Origin of the sequence: Klebsiella sp. YJ (assembly GCF_002108615.1) — a bacterium.
Classification (GTDB): Bacteria; Pseudomonadota; Gammaproteobacteria; order Enterobacterales; family Enterobacteriaceae; genus Klebsiella; species Klebsiella planticola.
This window is the reverse complement of the sequence record NZ_MTEG01000026.1, coordinates 29,067-53,134: the sequence shown is the minus strand read 5'-3', so window position 1 is coordinate 53,134 and position 24,068 is coordinate 29,067. Positions and strand designations below refer to the sequence as shown.

The following is a 24,068-nucleotide window of genomic DNA, read 5'->3' as shown; positions in this document are numbered from 1 at the left end:
AGGCGCAGCGCCGTCCGGCATTAGATCCGTCTTCGCTGCATCACTCGCCGCGTAATAATTGGCAGCGAGATCACCACAATCAGCATCGCGCCGATGATGATTGACATAACAATGCCCGGCACGTTGAGCAGGCTCAGGCCAAAGGTCACCAGCCCCATCAGGAAGGCGGCGATAATCACCCCCACCATGCTGCCGGAACCACCGAGAATATTGATGCCGCCGAGTACCGCCATCGTCACGACCGCCAGCTCCCAGCCCATCGCCAGGGTCGGGCGGGTGCTGCCAAGTCGGGAGGTCAGCAGCACGGCGGCTAACCCGGACATCAGCCCGACCAGCGCAAACAGCACCAGGTTGTGGCGCTTCACGTTGATACCGGAAAACCAGGCGCCGGTCGGGTTATTGCCAATGGCGTAGGTACGGCGGCCAAAGTTGGTTTTGTGCAGCAGGAAAGCAAAGGCGATGGCGAGAAGAATAAACAGCGCGAACTCGAACGAGAGCGCGCCCCACACATAGCCCTGGCCGAACCAGGCGAAACTGTCCGGATAGTGGTTCAGCGCTTTGTCGCCCAGCAGAATGTAGGTCATACCGCGATACAGGCTCATGGTGCCGATGGTAATGACGATCGACGACAGATTCAGGCGCGTGACCAGCAGGCCGTTAAACAGACCGCACAGCAGACCCACCCCCAGCCCGACGACGACCAGCAGCGGCGTATCGATCCCCGCCGCCGCGCAGAAGCCCATCACCGTTGAGCTCAGCGCCATGGTGGAGGCGACCGAGAGGTCGATTTCCCGGGCAATAATCAACATCGCCATCGGCAGGACCACAATCGCCTTCTCGGTAAAGTTAAAGGTGGCATCCGACAGATTCCAGATATTGAGGAAGTAGGGCGAGGCCAGCGCGCAGACCACGAAAACCACCACCGTGACCGCGAGTAAAAATCCTTCCCAGCACAGCAGGCGGCGCAGCGGTGACGGCGCAGGTGCGACGTTGATCATCTCTTCCGGAGTCATTATTTTACTCATGATTTCACCGTCTGTTTTTGCGCGGCAACCACCGCACTGCGCAGAATTAACCGCCCGTGTCGCTTGTTGCCGCGCTCATTGAGCACCACCGCGATAACGATGACCGCGCCGGAGATCGCCATTTGCCAGAACGGTGAGATACCAATTACCGGCAGCGCATTATTGATGATGCCGAGGAACAGCGCGCCGCAAAGGCAGCCGATGACGCGCCCGGTTCCCCCCATCGTACTGATGCCGCCAATCACGCAGGCGGCCACGACCTGTAATTCAAAACCGTTGGCAACGTCAACGTAGGCGACGGCAAAGCGCGAGATCCACAGGTAGCCACAAAAGCCCGCCAGCGCGCCGGAGAGGCAGAAGCTGATGAACTGCATTTTCCCCGCATTAATCCCGGTGTAATACGCCGCGGTAGCGTTGCCGCCTGCGGTATACAGTGCCCGGCCGGTACGGCTGTAACGCAGAAAGTAGCCCACCAGCAGCAGCGCGGCGATGGCGCACCAGCTCAGCAGCGGTAGCCCAAGCAGCGAGGCGCGCGGCAGGCTGAGAAAATCGGCGCTCATCTGGTGCGAGTTGACCCAGCCGCCGTCGGAAAGCAGGAAGATAATGCCGCGGTAGATGCTCATGGTACCGAGGGTGACCACAATGGCCGGGATGCCGAGCCGCCATACCAGCAGGCCGTTGATCATCCCCATCAGCAGGCCCAGCAGGGTTGCCAGAACCAACAACGCCCAAACCGGTACCTCGGGATAGTGGGCGTTGAGCAGCGCGACAATCATCCCGGTCAGCGCCAGATTGGCGGCCATCGACAGATCGATGCCTTTGGTCAGCAGCACCATCATCTGACCGAGGGCAAGGATGATCAAAATGGCGGTGTCGTTAAACATCTCCACCAGATTACCGGGAGTGATAAATGACGGCGCCCGGCTGCCGATAGCGCCGATCATCATAATGATGACGACAGCCAGCAGCGCTTCACGGTGTTTAAGCAGTTGTCGCCCCATTATGCTGCCTCCCGACCGAGGCCGCTGGCGGCGCTGACGATGGTTTCCGCCGTTGCCTCCCCGGCGCGATATTCGGCCACCATCAGCCCTTCATGCATCACGATGATGCGGTCTGCCATCCCCATGACTTCCGGCAGCTCCGACGACACCATGATCACCGCCAGCCCCTGGCCTACCAGTTCGGACATAAACTGATGCACCGCCGCTTTTGAACCGATGTCGATCCCCTTGGTTGGCTCATCGAGGATGATCACCTCCGGGTGCGTGGCCAGCCATTTGCCGATCACCACTTTCTGCTGATTGCCACCGGAGAGGGTTTCTACCGTCTGCTGCCAGTTAAACGCTTTGACCTGCAGACGTGAGGCATACTTATTCGCCAGCTGCCATTCGCGGGTGGCGTTCAATACGCCATTGGGGTTGAGTTGACTTAGCTGCGGCAGGCTAATGTTCTGGGCGATTGGCAGGGCAATAATCGCCCCCTGCTTCTGCCGCTCTTCCGGCACGCAGACAATACCCGCCCGGATGGCGTCCGCTGGCTGGCGGAAGTGCATGGTTTTACCGTTCAGCACGATCTCTCCGCTCGCGGGACGAGATACCCCGGAGAGCGCCTGCATCAGCTCGGTTCGCCCGGCGCCGACCAGGCCGTAGAAGCCCAGAATTTCACCTTTACGCAGCGAAAAATGGATGTTGGCAAACTCGGTGGGATGACAGAGGTTCTTCACCTCCAGGACCGTTTCGCCTGGCGTGCACTCGACTTTCGGGTAGGTCTGGGTGATGGCGCGACCAACCATCATCGCCACCATCCGTTCTTCGGTAATGTCACTCATCGCGCCGGAGCTGACGAAGACGCCGTCGCGCAAAATGGTATAGTAATCAGCCAGTTCGAAAATTTCGTCAAACTTATGCGAGATAAACAAAATCGCTTTCCCGTCTTGCTTCAGACGTTCAACGATTTGATAGAACTCCAGAATCTCATGCTGCGAGAGGGCGGCGGTGGGTTCATCGAGAATCACCACCTGGGCGTCGAAGGAGAGCGCCCTGGCAATCGCCACCATATGACGCTGGGCGATGCTGAGGGTTTTCAGCGTCGCGCGTGGGTCAATCTGCACCTCAAGGCGGGTGAGAATTTCGCGGGCTTTGCGGTGCATTGCGGGCCAGTCGAGTTTCTTCAGCAGGCCGGTATGCAGATACTGGCCGACGAAAATATTTTCGGTGACCGACAGCTCGTCGAACAGCACGGTTTCCTGATGAATCGCGGTGATCCCCACCTTATGCGCCGACTCCGGGTTCGGCAGCTGGATAGGGATCGCTTTATAGAGAATCTCGCCCTCTTCGGGCTGATAAATACCGGTCATGACTTTGACCAGCGTGGATTTGCCGGCGCCGTTTTCACCGATTAAGGCGGTCACTTTGCCGGGCCAGAGATCGAGCTGTACGTTCTCAAGGGCATGCACACCGGGGAAAACCTTGGTGATGCCCTTAAGCGACAGCAGAGGAGTGGATGCCATCATGATAATTCTCCAGTTTTTCCCCTCCCTGAATCGGTGAGGGGAACGGGGTCAAAAGATTTTTGAGAATTTATCGATGTTGCTGGCATCGTAAACGAACGGCTCGGCCATCGCGCCGTTGCCGTCGGCATCCAGCTGTACTTTACCCAGCTTGCCCATACTGGCTTCGGTTTTACTCGCTGTCCCTTTAACCAGATCGTCGGCCAGATATGTGGCGGCGTAGCCCAGATCAATAGGGTTCCAGATAGCGAAGCTTTTGCTGGCGCCGGATTTAATCGCCCCGGCCATTTCAGACGGCAGCCCGAGCCCGGTCACGTAGACCTTGCCAATCTTGCCCTGATCCTTGACCGCCTGCGCGGCGGCAACGATCCCGACCGAAGAAGGCGAGACGATCACTTTCAGATCGGGATACGACTTCAGCAGGCCCACCGCTTCGCGGTAGCTCTTATCCGACAGATCGTCACCGTAGGCCACGGTGACCAGATTGACGGACGGGTACTTTGGCAGCACCTTTTTCATCTCCTCGATCCAGATATTCTGGTTGGTCGAGGTCGGCGTGGCGCTTAACACGGCCACATCGCCTTTATCGACATTCAGCGTTTTTAACGCTTCGGCGGCGAGCCGGACGTTGGTTTCGCCAATCAGGGCATTATTGGAGGGGTTGAGATGGATTTGCCGACCCGCCGGCGCTACGCCGGAATCCCAGGAGACGACTTTGATACCGCGCTGCATGGCTTTTTTCAGTACCGGGACCACGGCATCAGGATCGTTGGCGGAGATAGCGATCGCATCCACTCCCTGGGCGATCAATCCGTTCAGCACTTCGATCTGCGCTTCTGCCGTGGTGGTGGTTGGGCCGGTATAAATCACTTTCACATCGCCTAACTCTTTGGCCGCTTCCTGGGCGCCGACGTTCGCGGCTTCGAAGAATCCATTTCCCAACGATTTCGCCACGAGGGCGATTTTCACTTCCGCGGAAGCAGAACCGGACAACGCCATAATGGCAACGGTGAGGATCAAGCTTGTCTTTGTTTTCATTGCTTTTACTCCACATGATTGAGTTAGATTCCCGTTGTCATGCACATGACAGATGCGTTGGCTTGTACGACCCGTCCATCCGTGGACTCCGCCCCCTTCCTGCAGTGCGACTTACTCGGGGAATGATTTGCAGGTGACAGAGTTCGCCCCGTCTCGGTGAGCGGGGCGCGATGTTGTTATTGATACAGGTCTAACGCGGACTGCATGGGTTGTACCGCAAAGCGTTTGCCCAGGGCGATGAGCTCTTCGCGGGTGATGGTCTGTTTCATGCCCCCCATCGAATAGACTTTCACCAGCACTTCGGCTGACTTCTCGGCGGTATCGATGAGACCGAAGGTTTCGTCCAGCGTCGGGCCGCTACCGAAGACGCCGTGGAACGGCCACAGCACCAGCGAATGTTTGCGCATTTCCTGGGCGGTGGCCTGGCCAATTTCATCGGTACCCGGCACCATCCACGGCAGAATGCCGACCCCGTCCGGGAAGACCACCAGACATTCGGTGCTGCCTTCCCACAGTTTACGGGTGAACAGATCGCTGTTGTTCTCCAGTACATAGGTCAGGGCAATCAGGTTGGTGGCGTGGCAGTGCATGATCACGCGGTCTTTGCCGTTGGTCAGCTTGATGCGTTCGCTGTGGGAGAGAAAATGCGCCGGTAATTCAGAGGTCGGCACCGCATCGTCCGTCAGTCCCCATAGCACGTGGTATCCCGCACCATCGCTGTCTACCTTCACCACGCCGAGATTGGCCGCAGGATTGAGCTGGACGTTGCGGAAAAATTTGCCGGAGCCGGTGACGATAAACGGCTGGTTCGCCAGCGTGGGCATCGGCTGACTGAGGGCGATGTAGCGCGGCTTAGCGTGAAAATCGGCCGCGAACGGTTCGATATCCGCTTCGTCGAGGCGCAGCGTCAGGTTACCGCCGTTACGCTCGTCCCAGCCCTTCAGCCAGGCATCGGAGGTGGCTTTAATCATGCCCTGGACGAACCAGGCGTTGATGATGTTCTGCATAGTCTTGTATTCCTGTTCATTTGGTGCGGGAATTGCCCTCACCGTAAATAGGGTGTTTATCTGCCGTAGGTCCTGTGATGGCGTCGTAAACGGCTTATCCGGATGAGCAGAATTCGCCGATCCGTAGCCCGGGTAAGGCGTCAGCCGCGACCCGGGGAAAATCCGGCATTATCTGCGCTGGTTCAGAACCGCTTTTTCGTAAGCCCGCACGCTATCCAGCCACTGGCTACCGGCCGGGGTATCATGACGCTGGCAGTACATCTCCCAGGCGGCCTGCCATGGCAGGCACTTCTGCTCTTCCAGCAGGGCCAGACGGGCGGTGTAGTCACCGTCAGCTTCCAGCTGGCGCAGCTGTTCCGTCGGTTCCAGCAGGGCGCGCAGCAGCGCTTTCTTCATGTTGCGGGTGCCAATCACCCACGCCGCGATGCGGTTAATCGAGGCGTCGAAGAAATCGAGACCGATGTGCACGCGGTCGAACAGGTTGTGACGGATGATTTCGCTGGCGATCGCCTGGGTTTCGTCATCCAGCAGCACGACGTGGTCACTGTCCCAGCGCACCGGACGGCTGACGTGCAGCAGCAGCCGAGGGATATACAGCATGGCGGCGGAGATTTTGTCGGAGATGACTTCCGTCGGGTGGAAGTGGCCGGCATCGAGGCACAGTGCGGTCTGGCGGCTGGTGGCATATCCCATGTAGAACTCGTTGGAGCCGACGGTGTAGCTTTCCGCGCCGATACCGAACAATTTGCTCTCTACGGCATCGATATGATGCGCCGGGTCGAGTTTTTCGCTGATGACCTCATCCAGCGCATTGAGCAGACGCTGACGCGGGGCAAAGCGGTCAACGGTAATATCTTTCATGCCGTCCGGGATCCAGATATTCATCACCGAGGGGGTGCCCAGCTGCTCGCCGAACCAGGCCGAGATACGGCGGCTGGCTTTACAGTGATCGATCCAGAACTGGCGGATTTCATCGTTGGCATGCGACAGAGTAAAACCATCGGCGCTCAGCGGGTGGGAGAAACAGGAGGGGTTAAAATCCAGCCCCAGCTTATTGGTTTTGGCCCACTCAACCCAGTTGCGGAAGTGTTGTGGTTTGATTTCATTGCGCGCCACCGGCGTGTCTGATTCCAGATAGAGCGCGTGCAGATTCAGGCGTTTCGGCCCCGGAATCAGGCTCAGCGCCTGCTCAAGGTCGGCGCGCAGCTCGCCAGCGTTCCGGGCTTTGCCCGGATAGTTCCCCGTGGCCTGAATCCCGCCCGTTAAGCTCCCTTCCGGGTTTTCGAAGCCGGCGACGTCATCGCCCTGCCAGCAGTGCATCGAAACGGGTAGCCGGTCCAGTTGACGCAGGGCCTCCTCGACATCCACGCCAACGGCAGCGTAGCGCTGTTTAGCAATATCCCAGGCTTGTTCAAGTTGAGTGGTCATGCGCAAAGCTCCTTAGTCTGTTGTGGCTGAAACTGCGCCACGAAACGGGCAATTTCATGTTCAGGATTGGGGGTAAAGGTGGTAAGCGCGGCATTGCGGCATACCACCTGACGGAAATCGTCGACGTTATTCAATTCGTCCAGGGTCATCAGCTGGATGCCGATATTGCCCAGCGTAGAGGCCTCTACGGGCCCGGCAACCACCGTGATGCCGCAGGCGTCGGCGCACAGCTGATTAAGCAGCGCGTTCTGGCAGCCGCCGCCGACAATATGCAGCTGGCTGAACGGCTGGCCGCGGAGTTGGGCCAGTTCGCGGAGTACGCGGGCGTAGAGCAGGGCCAGGCTGTCGAAAATACAGCGCGCCAGTTCGGCGTCATCGCCGGGAACCGGCTGCCCGGACTCGCGACAGGCGGACTGAATTTCGGCGCTCATATTGGCCGGATTGATAAAGCGTTCGTCGTTGCAGTCAATGACGAAACGGCAGGCCGGAAGAGGAGCGGTACGGGCGATCAGCGCCGACAGGTCGCTGATGTTTTGTTCTTTCAGCACCCGCTGTAGCAGCCAGAGGCCCATGATATTTTTCAGCACCCGATAGCGCCCTTCGGCGCCACCTTCATTGGTGATATTCGCCTGCAGCGCGTCGCTGCCGGTGTAGGGAGTTTTGCTTTCAAAGCCCATCAGCGACCAGGTGCCGGAAGAGAGATACGCGGCGTTTTTGCTGGCCAACGGCGCGGCGATCACCGCGCTGGCGGTATCGTGGCTGGCGACGGCCACTACCGGAATGGCGTTGCCCTGCGGGCATATCCAGTGACCGATCACGTTACCGGGATGCGTCGGCGTACCGAACCATTCGCGCGGCGCTCCGCTCCAGTTCAACAGCTCTTCATCCCAGCTATCGCTGTTAATATTGATCAACTGGGTGGTGGTGGCGTTGGTGTATTCCCAGTTCAGATTGCCGGTGAGGCGAAAGCTGAAATAGTCAGGGATCAGCAGCGCATGCGAAACCTGGCTGACCAGCTCCGGCTGCTGTTCAACCAGCGCGCGGAGCTGATAAAGAGTATTGAAGGACATAAACTGAATGCCGCTACGGCGGTAGATCTCGGCGCGGCCTATCTGCTCTTCGGCATGGTGCATCAGGCCATGGGTACGTGAGTCACGATAGGAGACCGGCAGGCCCACGCGTTCGCCGTGCTTATCCAGCAGGACATAATCCACGCCCCAGGTATCAATACCGATACTGTCGATGAGGATACCCTGCTCGCAGACCTTCACCAGCCCGCGGCGAATTTCGCCTTCCAGACGGTCGACATCCCAGCAGTCGTAGCCATCCACCTTTTGCAGGCTATTGGTAAAGCGGTGTATTTCGCGCAGCGTTAGCGTACGCGGTCCGCATTCATAGCTGGCAAGCATCACCCGCCCGCTGGAGGCGCCTAAATCAACGGCTACACAATGACGAAAGCTCATGGGGAGATCCTTGTAAAAATCATTGTCAGCAGTCTAAAAAAGTCGTGAATCGCGCACCTTCTTGCCACTGACAGGGAAAACAGGCGGCTGGCAAGAAAGCAAAGATGACCGTGAGGGAGGTCACAGTTTCTCTTCATGAGCGTCAGGGAAGAGGATGTGATGTTGTCCGCAGTTCCCGATCTTTCCGGCTGTTTCTTGAAAAAGCGGCAGGTTTTACGAATTTTGCGGTCAAAAATTGAAGGCCGGATTGCGGACCCTTAATTACTATTTGTGACACTGATTGATAACATTTCTCATTTCGAGGGCGCCGTTATGACCATCTTGCACAGCGTGGATTTCTTTAAGTCCGGGACTTCTGCTGTGGCCATTGAGCCACGTCTCCCTCAGGCGGCGTTCCCGGAACATCATCACGATTTCCATGAAATCGTCATCGTTGAGCACGGTACGGGGATTCATGTGTTTAACGGCCAGCCCTATACCATCAGCGGCGGTTCGGTGTGCTTTATTCGCGATCACGATCGTCATCTCTATGAACATACGGACAATTTATGCCTGACGAACGTGCTCTACCGCGCGCCGGATGCCTTTCGCTTTCTGAATGGCGTCAATCAGCTGTTACCGCAGGAGCAAGAGGGAAATTACCTTTCTCACTGGCGGGTGAACCAGACCGTGCTGCAGCAGGTACGGCAGATCGTCGGACAAATGGAAGATATCGGTCTCGAACCGGATATGCATACGCTCGCCGGACGGGAGATTCTCTTTATGCAACTGCTGGTCCTGCTGCGTAAAAGCAGCCTCGCGGAAGGGGCGGTTGGCAACGAAGCGCGGCTGAATCAGCTGATGGCCTGGCTGGAAGATCACTTCGCCGAGGAGGTCTGTTGGGAGGAGGTGGCGGCTAAGTTTTCCCTGTCGCTGAGGACGTTACATCGCCAGTTGAAGCAACAGACCGGCCTGACGCCGCAGCGCTACCTCAATCGGGTGCGACTGATGAAGGCGCGTCACCTGCTACGCCATAGCGATGAGAGCATTACGGATATCGCCTATCGCTGCGGTTTCGGCGACAGTAACCACTTTTCAACGCTTTTTCGCCGCGAGTTTTCCTGGTCACCGCGCGATATTCGCCAGGGACGGGACGCCATTCTTCAGTAACGCGAGAGCAGTCAACGTTTTAGCGAGCAAAAACGCGAATAATAAACCGTTATTGGCGGTGGAGTTCTGGTAGTGGCTGGTCAGCTGATTCTGCGCAAAGATGAGTTTTTTGCCTCTCCTTCTCAGGCGGTAGCGGTTGCCGACCGTTATCCGCAAAATGTCTTCGCCGAGCATACCCACGAGTTCTGCGAACTGGTGCTGGTATGGCGGGGAAATGGCCTGCATGTCCTGAACGATCGCCCATGGCGCATTACCCGTGGCGATCTGTTTTATATTCGCGCCGAAGACAAACACTCCTACGCCTCGGTGAATGATTTAGTTCTGCAAAACGTCATCTATTGCCCGGATCGTCTGCGGCTTAACTTTGACTGGGCGGCCCATATTCCCGGTTTGTTTGGGACGTCGTGGATGCCGCACTGGCGGATCGGCAGTTCTGGTATGGCCCAGGTTCGCCAGGTGATTACTCAACTGGAGCAGGAGAGCGCCCGCGGCGATGCGCAGGCTAATAACATGGCCGAGCTGCTGTTTGCGCAGCTGGTATTGATTCTTCATCGCCACCGCTATGCGACCGATAACCGGGCGGCGACCCAAAGCGAAACGCTCCTCGATAAGCTGCTGACCGAACTGGCCGGCAGCCTGAACCGACCTTTTATTCTCGAGCTGTTTTGTGAGCGGGAAGGGTGTGGCGAGCGTGCGCTGCGTCAGCAGTTTCGCCAGCAGACCGGGATGACGATCAACCATTACCTGCGTCAGCTGCGTATCTGCCACGCGCAGTATTTATTGCAGCACACCGAGCGCTTGATTGGTGACATTGCGATGCAGTGCGGATTTGAAGACAGCAACTACTTTTCCGTCGTCTTTAATCGTGAAATTGGCATGACCCCTGGGCAGTGGCGGCAACGCAGTCGCGTTGCCGCATAGGGCGTTAGCTGGCCATTCCGAGGCCAACGATATTGGCGGCGATGATAATCACCACGCAGCCCAGACTTAACACGCTGACCGGACGACGCCCGGCGTTGTTCCACTCTTTCAGCACCAGCCCGACCAGCCCGCCGCACAGCACATAGAAGCTCATATGCAGCATCCAGCTCATGTAGTCATACTGCGCGGGAATACTGGCGTGGCCCCAGGCATAGAAGAAAAACTGGAGATACCACATCAGGCCGCCCAGCGCCGACAGCAGCACGTTGGCGACGATCAGCGGTTTTGCCCGCGAGAAGTCGGCTTTGATCGACAGGTGTTTGACTTTAGCCAGACGAATAAAGCAGAAGCCAAGGTTGACCAGCGCGCCGCCGCCCATAATCACCACATAGCTGGGCAACGCGGTATACAGCGGGTCAACCCCCAGCGCCGCCGCGGCATCATGCATGGGTCTGGCGGCGTTCATCGCAAAGGACATCCCGGCAGAAAAAATGCCGCACATCACCGCCAGCATCAGCCCTTTTTTCAGATTGAAGTCTTCGGCTTTAATGCCCATCTTGCGTTCTTTCAGCTGGCCGGCGCGGGTGACTATCGCCACGCCAATCACCGCAACCAGCACGCCGAGCAGCGTCATCTGGCCACCCTGGGTATGCAGCAGCACATCGATCTGCCCGTTGATAATCGGGGTCATCAGCGTACCGACAATCAGGGTGATCCCGATGGCAATACCGATCCCCATCGACATGCCGAGGTAGCGCATGGTCAGGCCGTAGTTAATATTGCCGATCCCCCACATCGCACCAAACAGAAACACCGGCAGCAGCGTGGAGGCGTTGAAGGAACGGTAATAGGCCCAGAAATCAGGCAGCAGCATCGCGCTGATAGCCCAGGGAAGAATCAGCCAGGAGACAATCCCGCCGATTGACCACATGGTTTCCCATGACCACTGTTTAACTTGTTTGAACGGGGCATAGAAACAGGCTGCACTGGCCGCACCTATCAAATGCCAAAAAATACCCATCGTAATCGCGTGATTCATTGATTTTATCCTCATCTATTTTTTTATCGGATAAATCTTCTTCCGACACGATGAGTGTAAAAATCGGTCAGTTTTCTCGCCTTCAGGCTGTTGCCATGTGACGCTGAACTCTGGCAACCAAAAACTTAATTACTTGTTCCAGCTCACAAAAATGCAGGTATACCCTGTGGTTATAACCTTATTAAAAATACGGCATTGATAAGCGTTTTCAATATCATTTAATTAACTATAATGAACCAACTGCTTACTCGGCATTAACACTTCCTGCCGCTTAACAATAATGGAGATGATTATGAGTTATACACTGCCAGCCCTGCCGTACGCTTATGACGCCCTGGAACCGCACTTTGATAAGCAGACGATGGAAATCCATCACACTAAACATCACCAGGCCTACGTTAACAACGCCAACGCTGCGCTGGAAAGCCTGCCGGAATTTGCTGACCTGTCTGCTGAAGAACTGATCGCTAAACTGGATCAGCTGCCGGCTGACAAAAAAACCGTACTGCGTAACAACGCGGGCGGCCACGCTAACCACAGCCTGTTCTGGAAAGGCCTGAAAACCGGTACTACCCTGCAGGGCGACCTGAAAGCCGCTATCGAACGTGATTTCGGTTCCGTTGATAACTTCAAAGCTGAGTTTGAAAAAGCAGCTGCGACCCGTTTCGGTTCTGGCTGGGCATGGCTGGTGCTGAAGGGCGACAAACTGGCCGTGGTTTCTACCGCTAACCAGGACTCCCCGCTGATGGGCGAAGCTATCTCCGGCGCTTCCGGCTTCCCGATTCTGGGCCTGGACGTTTGGGAACACGCTTACTACCTGAAATTCCAGAACCGTCGTCCGGACTACATCAAAGAGTTCTGGAACGTGGTTAACTGGGACGAAGCAGCAGCGCGTTTTGCCGCCAAAAAATAAGGTTGCATTGTGCTGAACGAGAAGCGAGTCTGATGACTCGCTTTTTTTATATCCGCAGCAAAGGAGCAGCGATGCACTATCCGGTGAATGTCTTTGTGGGCAAGGTAAAGGATTACGACGGCAGCCGTCCAAGCGCCATCGGTAAAATTCAGGTCGACGGTGAACTGACCCTCGGCGAACTGGGGCTGGAGGGCGATGAACAGGCGGAGAAGAAAATACATGGCGGGCCGGACCGCGCGCTGTGCCACTATCCCCGTGAACACTACGCCCATTGGGCTCTTGAACTTCCGCAGCAGGCGGATCTTTTCTGCGCCCCGGCGTTTGGCGAGAATCTCTCGACCGAAGGGCTAACGGAAAACGACGTCTGTATCGGCGACATCTTCCGCTGGGGAGAGGCGCTGATTCAGGTGACGCAGCCGCGTTCACCGTGCTTCAAGCTTAACTATCATTTTGCTGTCAGCGATATGGCGCAGCTCATGCAGAACAGCGGTAAAACCGGCTGGCTGTATCGGGTCGTGGCGGGCGGGCTGGTATCCGGCGATGCGCCGCTGGAGCTGGTTTCCCGACTCAGCGACGTGAGCGTCCATGAGGCGGGCGCCATTGCCTGGCATATGCCGTTCGATGACGAACAATACCATCGCCTGCTCTCGGCGGCGGGGCTGTCGGCGAGCTGGAGCCGTACCCTGCAGAAACGGCGTCTGAGCGGGCAGATCGAAGACAATTCGCGGAGATTGTGGGGGAAATAGTTCGCCGATATCGCCGGAGGCGCTGGCTGCGAATTATCCCGGAAGCGGCGCGCTGCGCCTGTCCGGGCTACCCGTCTGTGGACGGTTGTTGTAGCCCGGCGAAGCGCAGCATAAGCCGGAGAAGAGCGATCAGGTGCGCTTATACAGCGGCAGCCAGATGGTCAGCCGCAAACCGCCTAACGGGCTGTCATCGGCTTTGACCCAGCCGCGATGCTGCTGAATCGCGGCCTCGACAATCGCCAGCCCCAGACCGGTGCCGCCGGACTCGCGATCGCGCGCCTCGTCGGTACGGTAGAACGGACGGAAAATCTGCTCGCGATCCTCCGGACTGACGCCCGGACCATCATCATCGACGTTGACCGTGATGCCGTCTTTATCCACCGAAAAACTGACCGAAATTTTGGTGTGCGAGTAGCGCAGCGCGTTACGGACGATATTTTCCAGCGCGCTTTCCAGCGCATTAGGATTGCCGTACAGCGGCCAGGGGCCCGGCGGATACTCGACGGTGAAGGATTTTCCAACCTGCTCGGCTTCAAACGCCGCGTTATCCAGCACTTCGCCCCACAGCTGATTGGCTTTCACCGTTTCACTGACCAGCGCGTTATTCGCCTGATTGCGCGACATCACCAGCAGGTCGTTAATCATGCTGTCCAGCCGGTGGGCCTCGGTCTCAATACGCTCAAGCTCTTTGCTCTCGCCGCTGCGACGGCGCAGTAAGGCCGTGCCCAGCTGCAGGCGCGTAAGCGGCGTACGCAGCTCGTGGGAAATATCGGACAGCAGACGCTGCTGACCGGTCATCATGCGCTCCAGCGCCGTGACCATCTGGTTAAAACTGGCCCCGGCGGCTAAAAACTCCTGCGGGCCGGCTTCCAGTTCCGGATGTTGACGCAGGTTGCCTTGCGCGACCTCATCGGCGGCGTTTTTCAACTTGCGCGCCGGTTTGGCCAGACTCCAGGCCAGCCACAGCAGCAGCGGCGAACTGACCAGCATCGTGACGATAAGCAGGAGCAGCGGGCGGTCGAACAGCAGGTTGATAAAATCGGACTGGGAGGTGCTGGCAGGGCGGATCAGATAGAGCTGGTAATTATCTTCCCCATCCCTGACGGAAAACGGCCCGACCATTTCCAGACGGCCGTAGCGTTTTTTCTGCGGATGATCGGCATTATCGGCCTGGCCGATAAAGTTACGAATGATCTGCATTTCGTTGCGTTCTGCACCGATCACGCGGCCTTCGCTGGTGACCAGCAGTAAACGCTGTCCCGGCGGAGCCCACTTATCGATAGCGCGAAACAGCCGACGCCACCACATCAGGTCATTGGGGGGATCGGTCGCCAGTTCGGCCTCGACGTGCTGTTCAATCATGGTGCCCTGACGCTGTTCGCTCTCCAGCAGTTCGGTCATCTGGCGCGAGTCCAGCTTGGGCAACATCAGAACCAGCATCAACACCAGCGCCAGCGTGAGCCAGAAAATAGCGAAGATGCGTGCGGTTAAACTTCCTATCATGAAGCCGAAACCATCAGGTAGCCGCGTCCACGCAGGGTTTTAAACCACGGATGGCCGTCTTTGCGTTCCGGCAGCTTACGACGCAGATTGGAAATATGCATGTCGATGGCGCGATCGAACGGCGTCAGGCGTTTTCCCAATACTTCCTGGCTCAGATGTTCACGAGAAACAACCTGGCCAAGATGCTGCGCCAGCAGGTAGAGCAGGGTGAACTCCGTGCCGGTCAGCTCCAGGGTCTGACCATCGAAATTGGCTTCCTGGCGGCCGGGGTTGAGGCTCAAGGCGTCAACTTCCAGCGTCGGGGAACCGACTTCGGTGGTTTGCTGCTGCTCACTCCAGTGAGAACGGCGCAGAATCGCGCGTATACGCGCCACCAGCTCACGATCGTTGAAGGGCTTAGGCAAGTAATCATCGGCGCCCAGCTCGAGGCCGAGAACGCGATCCAGCTCGCTGCCGCGGGCAGTTAGCATGATAACCGGGGTCTGGTGTGTCTGACGTAACTCTTTAAGCGTATCGATACCGTTTTTCTTCGGCATCATCACATCAAGCAAAAGTAAATCGATGCTGTCGTCCAGAAGGGCCAGCGCCTGTTCCCCGTCATGGGCCACGAGCACGTTAAATCCTTCCATATCGAGCAGCTCTTTTAACAGGGAGGTGAGCTCCCGGTCATCATCAACTAACAGGATTTTATTCATTGTTTAAATACCTCCGAGGCAGAAATTACGTCATCAAGGCTCGCTAATCCATGACTTTACGTTGTTTTACACCCCCTGACGCATGTTTGCAGCCCGAATCGTAGACTGTATCTCGTTGAATCGCTACACAGACACAAACGTATTGGGAGTATGTGATGCGCAATGTTATTGCTGCCGTCATGGCCTCAACGCTGGCGCTAAGTGCATATAGCCAAGCCGCTGAAGTCGTTACCAGCGTTAACTGGCTCCCTGGAGACGACGGGGCGCAGCGCACCAGCCAGAGTCATATGTTTGACGGCATAAGTTTAACCGAACAGCAACGCCAGCAGTTACGAGATCTTATGCAACGGGCACGCCATGACAGGCAACCCATTAATGTTAGCGAAATGGAGACAATGCATCGTCTTGTCACCGCAGAAAATTTTGATGAAAACGCTGTGCGCGCTCAGGCTAATAAAATGGCGCAGGAACAGGTTACCCGCCAGATTGAAATGGCGAAGGTTCGCAACCAGATGTACCACCTGTTAACGCCGGAGCAGCAAGCGGTTCTTAATGCTAAACACCAGCAACGAATGGATCAGTTGCGTGAGGTTGCAAGGATGCAAAAAGGTTCAGCAACCATGCTGTCGAGTAGTAGCAATACCGTGCAACCCCAGTAGTAGACCCTGTTTTCCTTGCCATAGACACCATCCCTGTCTTCCCCCACATGATGTGGGGGTTTTTTTTGCCTGTCATTCAGCGAAACGACTCCCGCCTTGCTCCTCGTGGCGACAAAAGTTCAGGTTATACTAAGCGCATCGCCGAAAAGGAGCATGTATGAATCAATCTTATGGGCGGCTGGTGAGCCGTGCGGCTATTGCGGCGACGGTGATGGCGTCCGCGTTACTTTTGATCAAGATTTTTGCGTGGTGGTACACCGGGTCTGTGAGTATTCTGGCTGCGCTTGTGGACTCGCTGGTGGATATTGCCGCCTCGTTAACGAATCTGCTGGTCGTGCGTTATTCGCTTCAACCCGCTGATGAGGAACATACTTTTGGCCACGGTAAGGCAGAATCGCTGGCCGCGCTGGCGCAAAGTATGTTTATCTCCGGGTCGGCTCTGTTTCTGTTTTTGACCGGTATTCAGCACCTGGCGCGTCCGGAGCCGATGCAGGCGGCGGGTGTCGGTATTGCCGTGACGCTGATCGCGCTGGTCAGCACGCTGGTGCTGGTAACGTTCCAGCGTTGGGTGGTGAGAAAAACGCAAAGTCAGGCGGTGCGAGCAGATATGCTTCATTATCAGTCTGATGTTATGATGAACGGCGCAATTCTGGTGGCGCTGGGTCTCTCCTGGTATGGTTGGCATCGTGCCGACGCGCTGTTTGCTCTCGGGATTGGCATCTATATTTTATATAGCGCTCTGCGTATGGGTTATGACGCCATTCAGTCGTTATTAGACCGCGCGCTTCCTGACGAGGAACGTCAGGAAATTATCAATATCGTGACCGAATGGCCAGGCGTCAGCGGGGCACACGATCTACGGACGCGGCAGTCAGGGCCGACTCGCTTTATTCAAATACATTTGGAAATGGAAGATAACCTCCCGCTGGTTCAGGCACACGTTATTGCCGATCAGGTGGAGCAGGCGATTCTGCACCGTTTCCCGGGTTCTGATGTCATTATCCATCAGGATCCCTGTTCTGTGGTGCCGCTGGCGCGGCAGGGCGTTTTTTGAGCTTTGGGTTATAGTCTGTAAACTCGATGTAAAAGTGTGGGGCAGATCGGCATTTTTTGTATAAATTACCGCCATTTGGTCTGACCTGAATCAATTCAGCCAGAAGCGTTTGATATACTATTGCAATTATCGTCGTGCACTCCTGGTGAAGGAGCGCTTCAGGCAACAGGATTATTTTTTGCTTCCTAAGTTCAGAGGTAGTCATGATTAAGAAAATCGGTGTATTGACAAGTGGCGGTGATGCTCCGGGCATGAACGCAGCAATTCGCGGCGTTGTGCGCGCAGCATTAACGGAAGGTCTGGAAGTTTTTGGAATCTATGACGGTTACCTCGGCCTGTATGAAGATCGCATGGTTCAGCTCGACCGCTATAGCGTTTCTGACATGATCAACCGCGGCGGCACTTTCCTCGGGTCAGCACGCTTCCCGGAGTTCCGCGAAGAGCATATTCGCGCCGTGGCGCTCGAGAACATGAAAAAGCGTGGCCTGGATGCGCTGGTCGTTATTGGCGGCGATGGCTCTTACATGGGGGCGATGCGCCTGACTGAGATGGGCTTCCCGTGCATCGGCCTGCCTGGCACCATCGATAACGATATCAAAGGCACTGACTACACCATCGGATTCTTTACCGCGCTGAGCACCGTGGTGGAAGCCATTGACCGCCTTCGCGATACCTCTTCTTCCCACCAGCGTATTTCGGTTGTTGAAGTGATGGGACGTTACTGCGGCGACCTGACTCTGGCTGCGGCGATTGCCGGCGGCTGTGAATTCATCATGGTGCCGGAAGTGGAATACACGCGTGACGATCTGGTTGCTGAAATCAAAGCGGGCATCGCCAAAGGTAAGAAACACGCTATCGTGGCCATTACCGAACATATGTGCGACGTGGACGAGCTGGCGCACTACATTGAGAAAGAAACCGGCCGTGAAACCCGTGCGACCGTTCTGGGCCACATTCAGCGCGGCGGTTCCCCGGTTCCTTATGACCGTATTCTGGCCTCGCGCATGGGCGCCTACGCCATTGAACTGCTGCAGCAGGGATTTGGTGGCCGCTGCGTCGGTATTCAGAACGAGAAGCTGGTGCACCACGACATCATCGACGCTATCGAGAACATGAAGCGTCCGTTCAAAAATGACTGGCTGGATTGCGCGAAGAAACTGTACTAATTCTGGCGTGACACAAACAAAAAGGCCTTCTCAGAGAGAAGGCCTTTTTTATTAGTGGGCAGGCTATTCGATATCCAGTGCATCCTCGGACAGGATGATCCCGGTATTATCGGCATACAGATGGTCACCGGAGAAGAAGGTCACACCGCCGAAATTGACGCGTACATCGCTTTCGCCGATACCTTCACCAGCGGCCCCCACGGGAATGGCGGCCAGCGCCTGGATGCCAATATCCAGGTCTTCAAGGTCGTCAACCTGACGCACCGCGCCATAGACGACAATCCCTTCCCACTCATTTTGTACGGCAAGACGCGCCAGGTCAGCGTCAATCAACGCGCGTCGGACGGAACCCCCGCCATCGATCAGCAAGATGTGACCACGGCCGTTCTGTTCGAGCATATCGTATAGCAACCCGTTATCCTCGAAACATTTCACCGTGATGATTTGTCCACCAAACGACGACCGCCCCCCAAAGTTGGAGAACAGAGGTTCCACTACGTTGACATCCTCCTGGTAGATGTCACAAAGCTCGGAAGTATCGTATTTCATAGGCTTAACGTTCAGTTGCTGCGAGAGATTTTAGTATATCTCGCGAATCGTATTGTTGGCAAAATCATCAATTGTTAATTGATATTTGTCAGTTAACCCACCAGCTTGCTGCAAATAATCCCAATGACAAACAGCAGGTTGGTCAACAGCGCGGCTTTCACCGTGCGTTCCAGCATCGGGCGCATCGCCATCGGCTCGCGCTCGCGCATCACAAATCGCGCCTGCTTCACCAGCAGAGGCGTGGCGAGCAGGAACAGCCAACCCCATGGGCTATGCAGAGAAATCAGAGTAAACAGCGCCAGGCACAGCGGCGCGCCGATGAGCAGGCAAGTGTGATAGCGGCGGGCGTTGAGCGGCCCCAGACGTACTGCCAGCGTGTTTTTGCCGTTCTCTCTGTCGCTGTCGATATCGCGCAGATTATTGATATTCAGCACCGCGGCGGCTAACAGACCACAGGCGGTGGCGGGGAGGAAAATGGTTGCTTCAATCGTGTGGGCCTGGAGATACCAGCTCCCTGCGACGCTAAGCCAGCCAAAGAACACCAGCACCGAGATATCGCCAAGGCCGATATAGCCATAGGGCCGGGTGCCGACGGTGTAGGTGATCGCGGCGATAATCGCTAAACTCCCCAGCACCATGAAACCAATAAAATCGGCCATCGTCTGCCAGGAGCAGAACAACAGCGCCAGCCCAGAGAGGCAAATCAGCACCACGGTAACGATCAGCGCGCGTTTCATCTGCGCCTGGGTAATGGCCCCTTTTTGCATGCCGCGTAGCGGCCCGATACGGTCGGGTTTATCGCTGCCCTTAACGGCATCGCCATAATCGTTGGCCAGGTTGGATAAGATTTGCAGCAGGCCGGCGGTGATCAGCGCCAGCAGCGCGACCCAGGGATCGAAGTACCCCTGCTGCCACGCGAGCGTCGTACCGACAACAATGGCGGAAAAGGCCAGCGGTAGCGTTTTTGGCCGCAGGCTTTCCAGCCAGGCCTGGGTTCGGTTTATCGGTTGTTCAGTCATAATTCCTGGCCAAAAAAATGGGGCTATATATAGCCCCATCGATTGTGATGAAAATACATTGAACCGGATTATAGGATAAAACGGCTCAGATCTTCATCCGCCACCAGCACATCCAGATGCTTACCGACATACTCGGCATCAATAATAATGCTCTGACCACCCATTTCACTGGCGTCAAAGGAGATGTCTTCAATCAGACGCTCCAGTACGGTGTGCAGGCGACGTGCACCGATGTTTTCGGTGGTTTCGTTAACCTGCCATGCCGCCTGCGCAATACGCTTGATGCCGTCTTCCGTAAACTCGATGTTGACGCCTTCGGTCGCCATCAGGGCTTTGTACTGGACGGTGATGGAGGCGTTCGGCTCGGTCAGGATGCGCTCGAAATCTTCCGTCGTCAGCGCTTTCAGCTCGACGCGAATCGGCAGACGGCCCTGCAGTTCAGGGATCAGGTCAGACGGACTGGCCACCTGGAATGCGCCAGAGGCGATAAACAGAATGTGGTCGGTTTTCACCATCCCGTGCTTAGTCGACACGGTGCAGCCTTCGACCAGCGGCAGCAGGTCGCGCTGTACGCCTTCGCGAGAGACATCCGGGCCGGAGCTGTTGCCGCCGCGCTTACAGATTTTGTCGATTTCGTCGATAAACACGATACCGTGCTGTTCAACGGCATCGATGGCGTCCTGCTTAAGCTCTTCCGGGTTGACCAGCTTCGCCGCTTCTTCTTCGATCAGCAGCTTCATTGCGTCTTTGATTTTCAGCTTGCGCGGTTTTTGCTTCTGGCCGCCGAGGTTCTGGAACATCGACTGCAGCTGGCTGGTCATCTCTTCCATGCCCGGAGGGGACATGATTTCCACGCCCATCGGTGCGGCGGCGAGGTCGATCTCGATTTCTTTATCGTCGAGCTGGCCTTCACGCAGTTTTTTGCGGAATGCCTGACGTGCAGCAGACGGTTCCTGAGGCTGTTCAGCCTGGCCCCAGTTGTTTTTTGCCGGCGGGATCAGCACATCAAGAATGCGCTCTTCCGCCAGCTCTTCCGCGCGATAGCGGTTTTTATCGATGGACTGCATGCGGACCATTTTGATCGCCGCATCGGTCAGGTCGCGGATAATCGAATCCACTTCTTTCCCGACATAGCCCACTTCGGTGAATTTTGTGGCTTCAACTTTGATGAACGGCGCGTTGGCCAGTTTCGCCAGACGACGGGCAATTTCCGTTTTACCCACACCGGTCGGACCGATCATCAGAATGTTTTTCGGCGTGACTTCGTGACGCAGCTCTTCGTTCAGCTGCATACGGCGCCAGCGGTTACGCAGCGCGATAGCGACAGAACGCTTCGCCGCGTCCTGACCGATAATATGTTTGTCCAGTTCGCTGACAATTTCGCGTGGGGTCATTTCAGACATGGGAGATCCTTACGCTTTAGAGGCTAATTCTTCGATGGTGTGGAAATGGTTGGTATAAATGCAGATATCACCTGCAATATTCAACGCCTTCTCTGCGATATCGCGTGCGCTCATATCGGTATTTTCCAGCAGAGCGCGGGCAGCGGCCTGAGCGTAGGGACCACCGGAGCCGATAGCAATCAGGTCGTTTTCTGGCTGCACCACGTCACCGTTACCGGTGATGATGAGCGAAGCGTTTTCATCCGCCACGGCCAGCAGAGCTTCCAGTTTGCGCAGCATCCGATCGGTACGCCAGTCTTTCGCCAGTTCCACGGCGGCTTTGACCAGGTGGCCCTGATGCATTTCCAGTTTACGTTCAAACAGTTCAAACAGCGTGAAGGCGTCGGCGGTGCCGCCGGCGAAGCCCGCGATCACTTTGTCGTTGTAGAGACGACGCACTTTTTTCACGTTACCTTTCATGACGGTATTGCCAAGCGTGGCCTGGCCATCACCGGCAATAACCACATGGCCGTTACGGCGAACACTAACTATTGTTGTCACGAGCAGACCCCTTGGTTACAAAAGCGGAATAGGGGCCCCGCGCTTCACGCGGGGCAGAATGCAATTATAGATGGGGGGGATTTTTAGGGTTTCAACCCCTGGCGGCGAGACGAATGCAGTTTGCGTGTCCGGCCATCTTCAGGCGAGTGATCATATCGTTGGCGCTCTCCTTGCCTTTCAGCGGCCCAATGACCACGCGATTCCAGCCATTGTTGGTGGTAATGCGTGAGGAGAACCCTTCAAACGCCAGCTGCGCCCGAACGGTTTCCGCCTGTTCTGCGCCTTTAAAGGAGCCGCACTGAATCATCCAGCTACGATCGTCTTTCTTCTCCGCCGCTGCTTTCGGCGCCTCTTCAACGCGAGCGACCGGCGCAGCCGCCTGGGTTTTAGGCTGTGCGGTGGTATGCGCAGGCGTCTGCAGCAGATCCTGATACGGCTGCTGCGTCGAGGCGGTTTGTTTCGGTTGCTGTACCGGCTTTGGCTGCTGCTCTGCCACGCGCTGCTGCACGCGCGGCTGTTGCTGCACCGGCGCCTGCTGCTGGGTTTGCGCCCATTGTTGTTGAGCCTGCTGCTGCTGTTGTTGTACCTGTTGCTGCGCCAGACGCTGACGCTGCAGCGTTTGCTGGCGCTGAGCCGGGGTTTGTTCGTTCCACGGCACCTCGGTCAGTTGGGTCGGCTGCTGGCGCATATCCGCCTGCATTTGTGCCAGCAGCTGGCGCTGTTCGTTGGTCAACTGCTCGGGTTTCATGACTTCCCCGCCGGCCGTCGGTTCAGTAGGTGCACGGACGCCTGGCTGGCGACTTTCCAGCTCTTTAATATAGCGCCAGCGCTCTTCCGGTTTCGGCGGGAGGCCATTACCTGCCACCTGACGGTTTTGCAGCGCTTCCGCTTCTTCTTTTTTATGGTGCGTGATGAAGTACAGCCCACCGATAAAGGCCACCAGCACTGCCGCCGCGATCGCAACCATAGTGGGTGAAACCGCCGGAAGGCTGCTCTGTTTATTCCTTGAGCTTCGGGTATTACCCTTTTTGCGCCGCGAAGGAGCCGGTTGGCTGCGGCGTACATAATCTCGTTGTGCCACTATCGTTTCGCTGTTTTATTCGTTCGTCAGTCCGCCATGTTACTTAAGCGGCGGGCCTTTGACCAGAAGAGCAGGCCCGAAAACCTGATGGTTATGCTCTGATTTTGCGTGTACTGCCGCGAACGATCAGTTCGCAGTCCAGCAATCGTGAACCGCTGTTCACATTGTGACCATGTAGCTGATCCAGTAACAGGAGCATTGCTTCGCGGCCAATATCAAAGCGCGGTTGCGCAACGGTCGTCAATGGCGGATCGCAAAATTCGGATAAAGAGATATTATCGAAACCGACAATCGACAGGTCGTCAGGTACCTTCAGGCCCCGACGTTTTGCCAGCGACAGCGCCCCCAGCGCCATAATATCGCTATGGCAGAAGACCGCGGTTGGTGGCACCGGCAGCGCCAGAAGCTGTTCCAGCGCGCTGGCCCCTGCTTCATAGGTAAAGTTGCCGCGAGCGATATAGTGCGGATCGATGGTGATCCCGCTACGACGCAACGCCTGCACATAGCCCTGGAGACGATAGTGGCAGAGCGGCATCTCTTCCGGGCCGGCGATACAGCCAATACGCTGGTGACCCAGTTCGTGCAGATAATTCACGGCATTAAATGCGGCGGTGAGGTTATCGATGTGCACCGTGGGCAGCTCCAGCTCCGGCGCAAATTCATTCGCCATCACCATCGGCGGTAGATTGCGCTGCTCTTCCACGCCTGCGTCAAACGGCAGGCGGGAGCCTAGCAACAACATACCGTCGATCTGCTTGGTAATGATCAGGTCGATAAAGGTCTTTTCCTGCCGGTTCTGGTGGGCGCAGTCGCCGATCAGCACCAGATATCCCTGTTCCGCCGCGGTAATCTCAATGCCGCGGATAATCTCGCTGAAAAAGGGATCGCAAATATCCGGTACGATGACCAGAATCGTACGCGATTCGTTACGTTTCATATTGCGTCCGAGCGACTGCGGCAAATAGCCGACTTCAAGCGCCGCCTGCTCCACCCGGTTACGGGTAGTCTGAGAAACCTTATCCGGATTCATTAACGCTCGGGACACGGTTGCCGTTGAAACGTTTGCCTTCAGGGCGACGTCTTTCATTGTGGCGGCAACCACCTGTTTTTTGGGCTTCACCTGTTTTCTCCTCGCTGACTGGCGCAGACACATCCCTTGCG

23 protein-coding genes are annotated in these 24,068 nt (G+C 56.5%); 7 read left to right on the top strand and 16 right to left on the bottom strand.

Features of this window, described 5'->3' with window-relative positions; translation table 11 throughout:
- Positions 1-20: 20 nt before the first annotated feature.
- The 7 genes from BV390_RS23340 to rhaB form a co-directional block, all read right to left on the bottom strand.
- Complete coding sequence (locus BV390_RS23340; RefSeq protein WP_049264782.1) at positions 21-1,025, bottom strand: ABC transporter permease; 1,005 nt, start codon at positions 1,023-1,025, stop codon at positions 21-23.
- Entirely contained in the window at positions 1,022-2,029 is a 1,008-nt protein-coding gene (locus BV390_RS23335; protein ID WP_164887114.1) for an ABC transporter permease, read from the bottom strand. Before BV390_RS23335 ends, BV390_RS23340 begins: the two co-directional genes overlap by 4 nt.
- Positions 2,026-3,537, bottom strand: coding sequence for a sugar ABC transporter ATP-binding protein (locus BV390_RS23330; protein WP_085397415.1), 1,512 nt, complete (start codon positions 3,535-3,537; stop codon positions 2,026-2,028). Before BV390_RS23330 ends, BV390_RS23335 begins: the two co-directional genes overlap by 4 nt.
- Before the next feature lie 48 nt (positions 3,538-3,585).
- Positions 3,586-4,572, bottom strand: coding sequence for a rhamnose ABC transporter substrate-binding protein (rhaS, locus tag BV390_RS23325; protein WP_032690100.1), 987 nt, complete (start codon positions 4,570-4,572; stop codon positions 3,586-3,588).
- Positions 4,573-4,748: 176 nt separating this feature from the next.
- Positions 4,749-5,579: a rhamnulose-1-phosphate aldolase gene (rhaD, locus tag BV390_RS23320; RefSeq protein WP_032696645.1), complete on the bottom strand. Its 831-nt coding sequence runs from the start codon at positions 5,577-5,579 to the stop codon at positions 4,749-4,751.
- 168 nt (positions 5,580-5,747) lie between these two features.
- A complete protein-coding gene (gene rhaA / locus BV390_RS23315) occupies positions 5,748-7,007 on the bottom strand; it encodes an L-rhamnose isomerase (protein WP_032690098.1) in 1,260 nt (419 codons plus the stop codon).
- Positions 7,004-8,470, bottom strand: a complete 1,467-nt coding sequence (gene rhaB / locus BV390_RS23310) for a rhamnulokinase (RefSeq protein WP_032698450.1) — start codon at positions 8,468-8,470, stop codon at positions 7,004-7,006. Before rhaB ends, rhaA begins: the two co-directional genes overlap by 4 nt.
- 312 nt (positions 8,471-8,782) lie before the next feature.
- On the opposite strand from rhaB, the gene rhaS (BV390_RS23300) reads away from it, so the two are divergent.
- Both rhaS (BV390_RS23300) and rhaR read left to right on the top strand, forming a co-directional pair.
- Positions 8,783-9,619, top strand: a complete 837-nt coding sequence (gene rhaS, locus BV390_RS23300; protein ID WP_032690143.1) for an HTH-type transcriptional activator RhaS — start codon at positions 8,783-8,785, stop codon at positions 9,617-9,619.
- Between the two features lie 72 nt (positions 9,620-9,691).
- Positions 9,692-10,540 carry an HTH-type transcriptional activator RhaR gene (rhaR, locus tag BV390_RS23295; protein ID WP_032696643.1) on the top strand — a complete coding sequence of 283 codons (849 nt, stop codon included), beginning with the start codon at positions 9,692-9,694 and terminating at the stop codon, positions 10,538-10,540.
- A 4-nt stretch (positions 10,541-10,544) separates the two neighbouring features.
- On the opposite strand, the gene rhaT is transcribed toward rhaR, so the two are convergent.
- A complete protein-coding gene (rhaT, locus tag BV390_RS23290; protein WP_032690095.1) occupies positions 10,545-11,579 on the bottom strand; it encodes an L-rhamnose/proton symporter RhaT in 1,035 nt (344 codons plus the stop codon).
- Between the two features lie 292 nt (positions 11,580-11,871).
- Between rhaT and sodA the strand changes: the two genes are divergently transcribed.
- Both sodA and yiiM read left to right on the top strand, forming a co-directional pair.
- Positions 11,872-12,492, top strand: coding sequence for a superoxide dismutase [Mn] (gene sodA / locus BV390_RS23285; RefSeq protein ID WP_004869361.1), 621 nt, complete (start codon positions 11,872-11,874; stop codon positions 12,490-12,492).
- 71 nt (positions 12,493-12,563) lie between these two features.
- Complete coding sequence (gene yiiM / locus BV390_RS23280) at positions 12,564-13,238, top strand: 6-hydroxyaminopurine reductase (protein WP_032696642.1); 675 nt, start codon at positions 12,564-12,566, stop codon at positions 13,236-13,238.
- A 129-nt stretch (positions 13,239-13,367) separates the two neighbouring features.
- Here the strand turns inward: yiiM and cpxA are convergent, their stop codons facing one another.
- Positions 13,368-14,741 (bottom strand): envelope stress sensor histidine kinase CpxA, encoded by a 1,374-nt coding sequence (gene cpxA, locus BV390_RS23275; protein WP_004869367.1) that lies wholly within the window; start codon positions 14,739-14,741, stop codon positions 13,368-13,370.
- Positions 14,738-15,436, bottom strand: coding sequence for an envelope stress response regulator transcription factor CpxR (gene cpxR, locus BV390_RS23270; protein WP_004869370.1), 699 nt, complete (start codon positions 15,434-15,436; stop codon positions 14,738-14,740). The genes cpxA and cpxR overlap by 4 nt, the downstream gene beginning before the upstream one ends.
- A 155-nt stretch (positions 15,437-15,591) precedes the next feature.
- On the opposite strand from cpxR, the gene cpxP reads away from it, so the two are divergent.
- The 3 genes from cpxP to pfkA all read left to right on the top strand — a co-directional run bounded on the left by cpxP (position 15,592) and on the right by pfkA (position 18,315).
- The gene (gene cpxP, locus BV390_RS23265; RefSeq protein WP_004869373.1) at positions 15,592-16,095 is read left to right on the top strand and encodes a cell-envelope stress modulator CpxP; all 504 of its coding nucleotides are present in this window, start codon (positions 15,592-15,594) and stop codon (positions 16,093-16,095) included.
- A gap of 157 nt (positions 16,096-16,252) precedes the next feature.
- The gene (gene fieF, locus BV390_RS23260) at positions 16,253-17,149 is read left to right on the top strand and encodes a CDF family cation-efflux transporter FieF (protein WP_004869375.1); all 897 of its coding nucleotides are present in this window, start codon (positions 16,253-16,255) and stop codon (positions 17,147-17,149) included.
- Positions 17,150-17,352: 203 nt separating this feature from the next.
- A complete protein-coding gene (pfkA, locus tag BV390_RS23255; protein ID WP_004869378.1) occupies positions 17,353-18,315 on the top strand; it encodes a 6-phosphofructokinase in 963 nt (320 codons plus the stop codon).
- 63 nt (positions 18,316-18,378) lie between these two features.
- Here the strand turns inward: pfkA and rraA are convergent, their stop codons facing one another.
- From rraA to cytR, 6 genes are all read right to left on the bottom strand, one after another.
- Positions 18,379-18,864, bottom strand: a complete 486-nt coding sequence (gene rraA / locus BV390_RS23250; RefSeq protein WP_004869382.1) for a ribonuclease E activity regulator RraA — start codon at positions 18,862-18,864, stop codon at positions 18,379-18,381.
- Positions 18,865-18,956: 92 nt separating this feature from the next.
- Positions 18,957-19,883, bottom strand: coding sequence for a 1,4-dihydroxy-2-naphthoate polyprenyltransferase (menA, locus tag BV390_RS23245; protein ID WP_085397414.1), 927 nt, complete (start codon positions 19,881-19,883; stop codon positions 18,957-18,959).
- A 68-nt stretch (positions 19,884-19,951) separates the two neighbouring features.
- The gene (gene hslU / locus BV390_RS23240; protein ID WP_004869389.1) at positions 19,952-21,286 is read right to left on the bottom strand and encodes an HslU--HslV peptidase ATPase subunit; all 1,335 of its coding nucleotides are present in this window, start codon (positions 21,284-21,286) and stop codon (positions 19,952-19,954) included.
- 9 nt (positions 21,287-21,295) lie between these two features.
- Complete coding sequence (gene hslV, locus BV390_RS23235; RefSeq protein ID WP_004869393.1) at positions 21,296-21,826, bottom strand: ATP-dependent protease subunit HslV; 531 nt, start codon at positions 21,824-21,826, stop codon at positions 21,296-21,298.
- A 91-nt stretch (positions 21,827-21,917) separates the two neighbouring features.
- Positions 21,918-22,907 carry a cell division protein FtsN gene (ftsN, locus tag BV390_RS23230; protein WP_072000057.1) on the bottom strand — a complete coding sequence of 330 codons (990 nt, stop codon included), beginning with the start codon at positions 22,905-22,907 and terminating at the stop codon, positions 21,918-21,920.
- Between the two features lie 91 nt (positions 22,908-22,998).
- Positions 22,999-24,027, bottom strand: a complete 1,029-nt coding sequence (cytR, locus tag BV390_RS23225; protein ID WP_004869399.1) for a DNA-binding transcriptional regulator CytR — start codon at positions 24,025-24,027, stop codon at positions 22,999-23,001.
- Between the last annotated feature and the right edge of the window lie 41 nt (positions 24,028-24,068).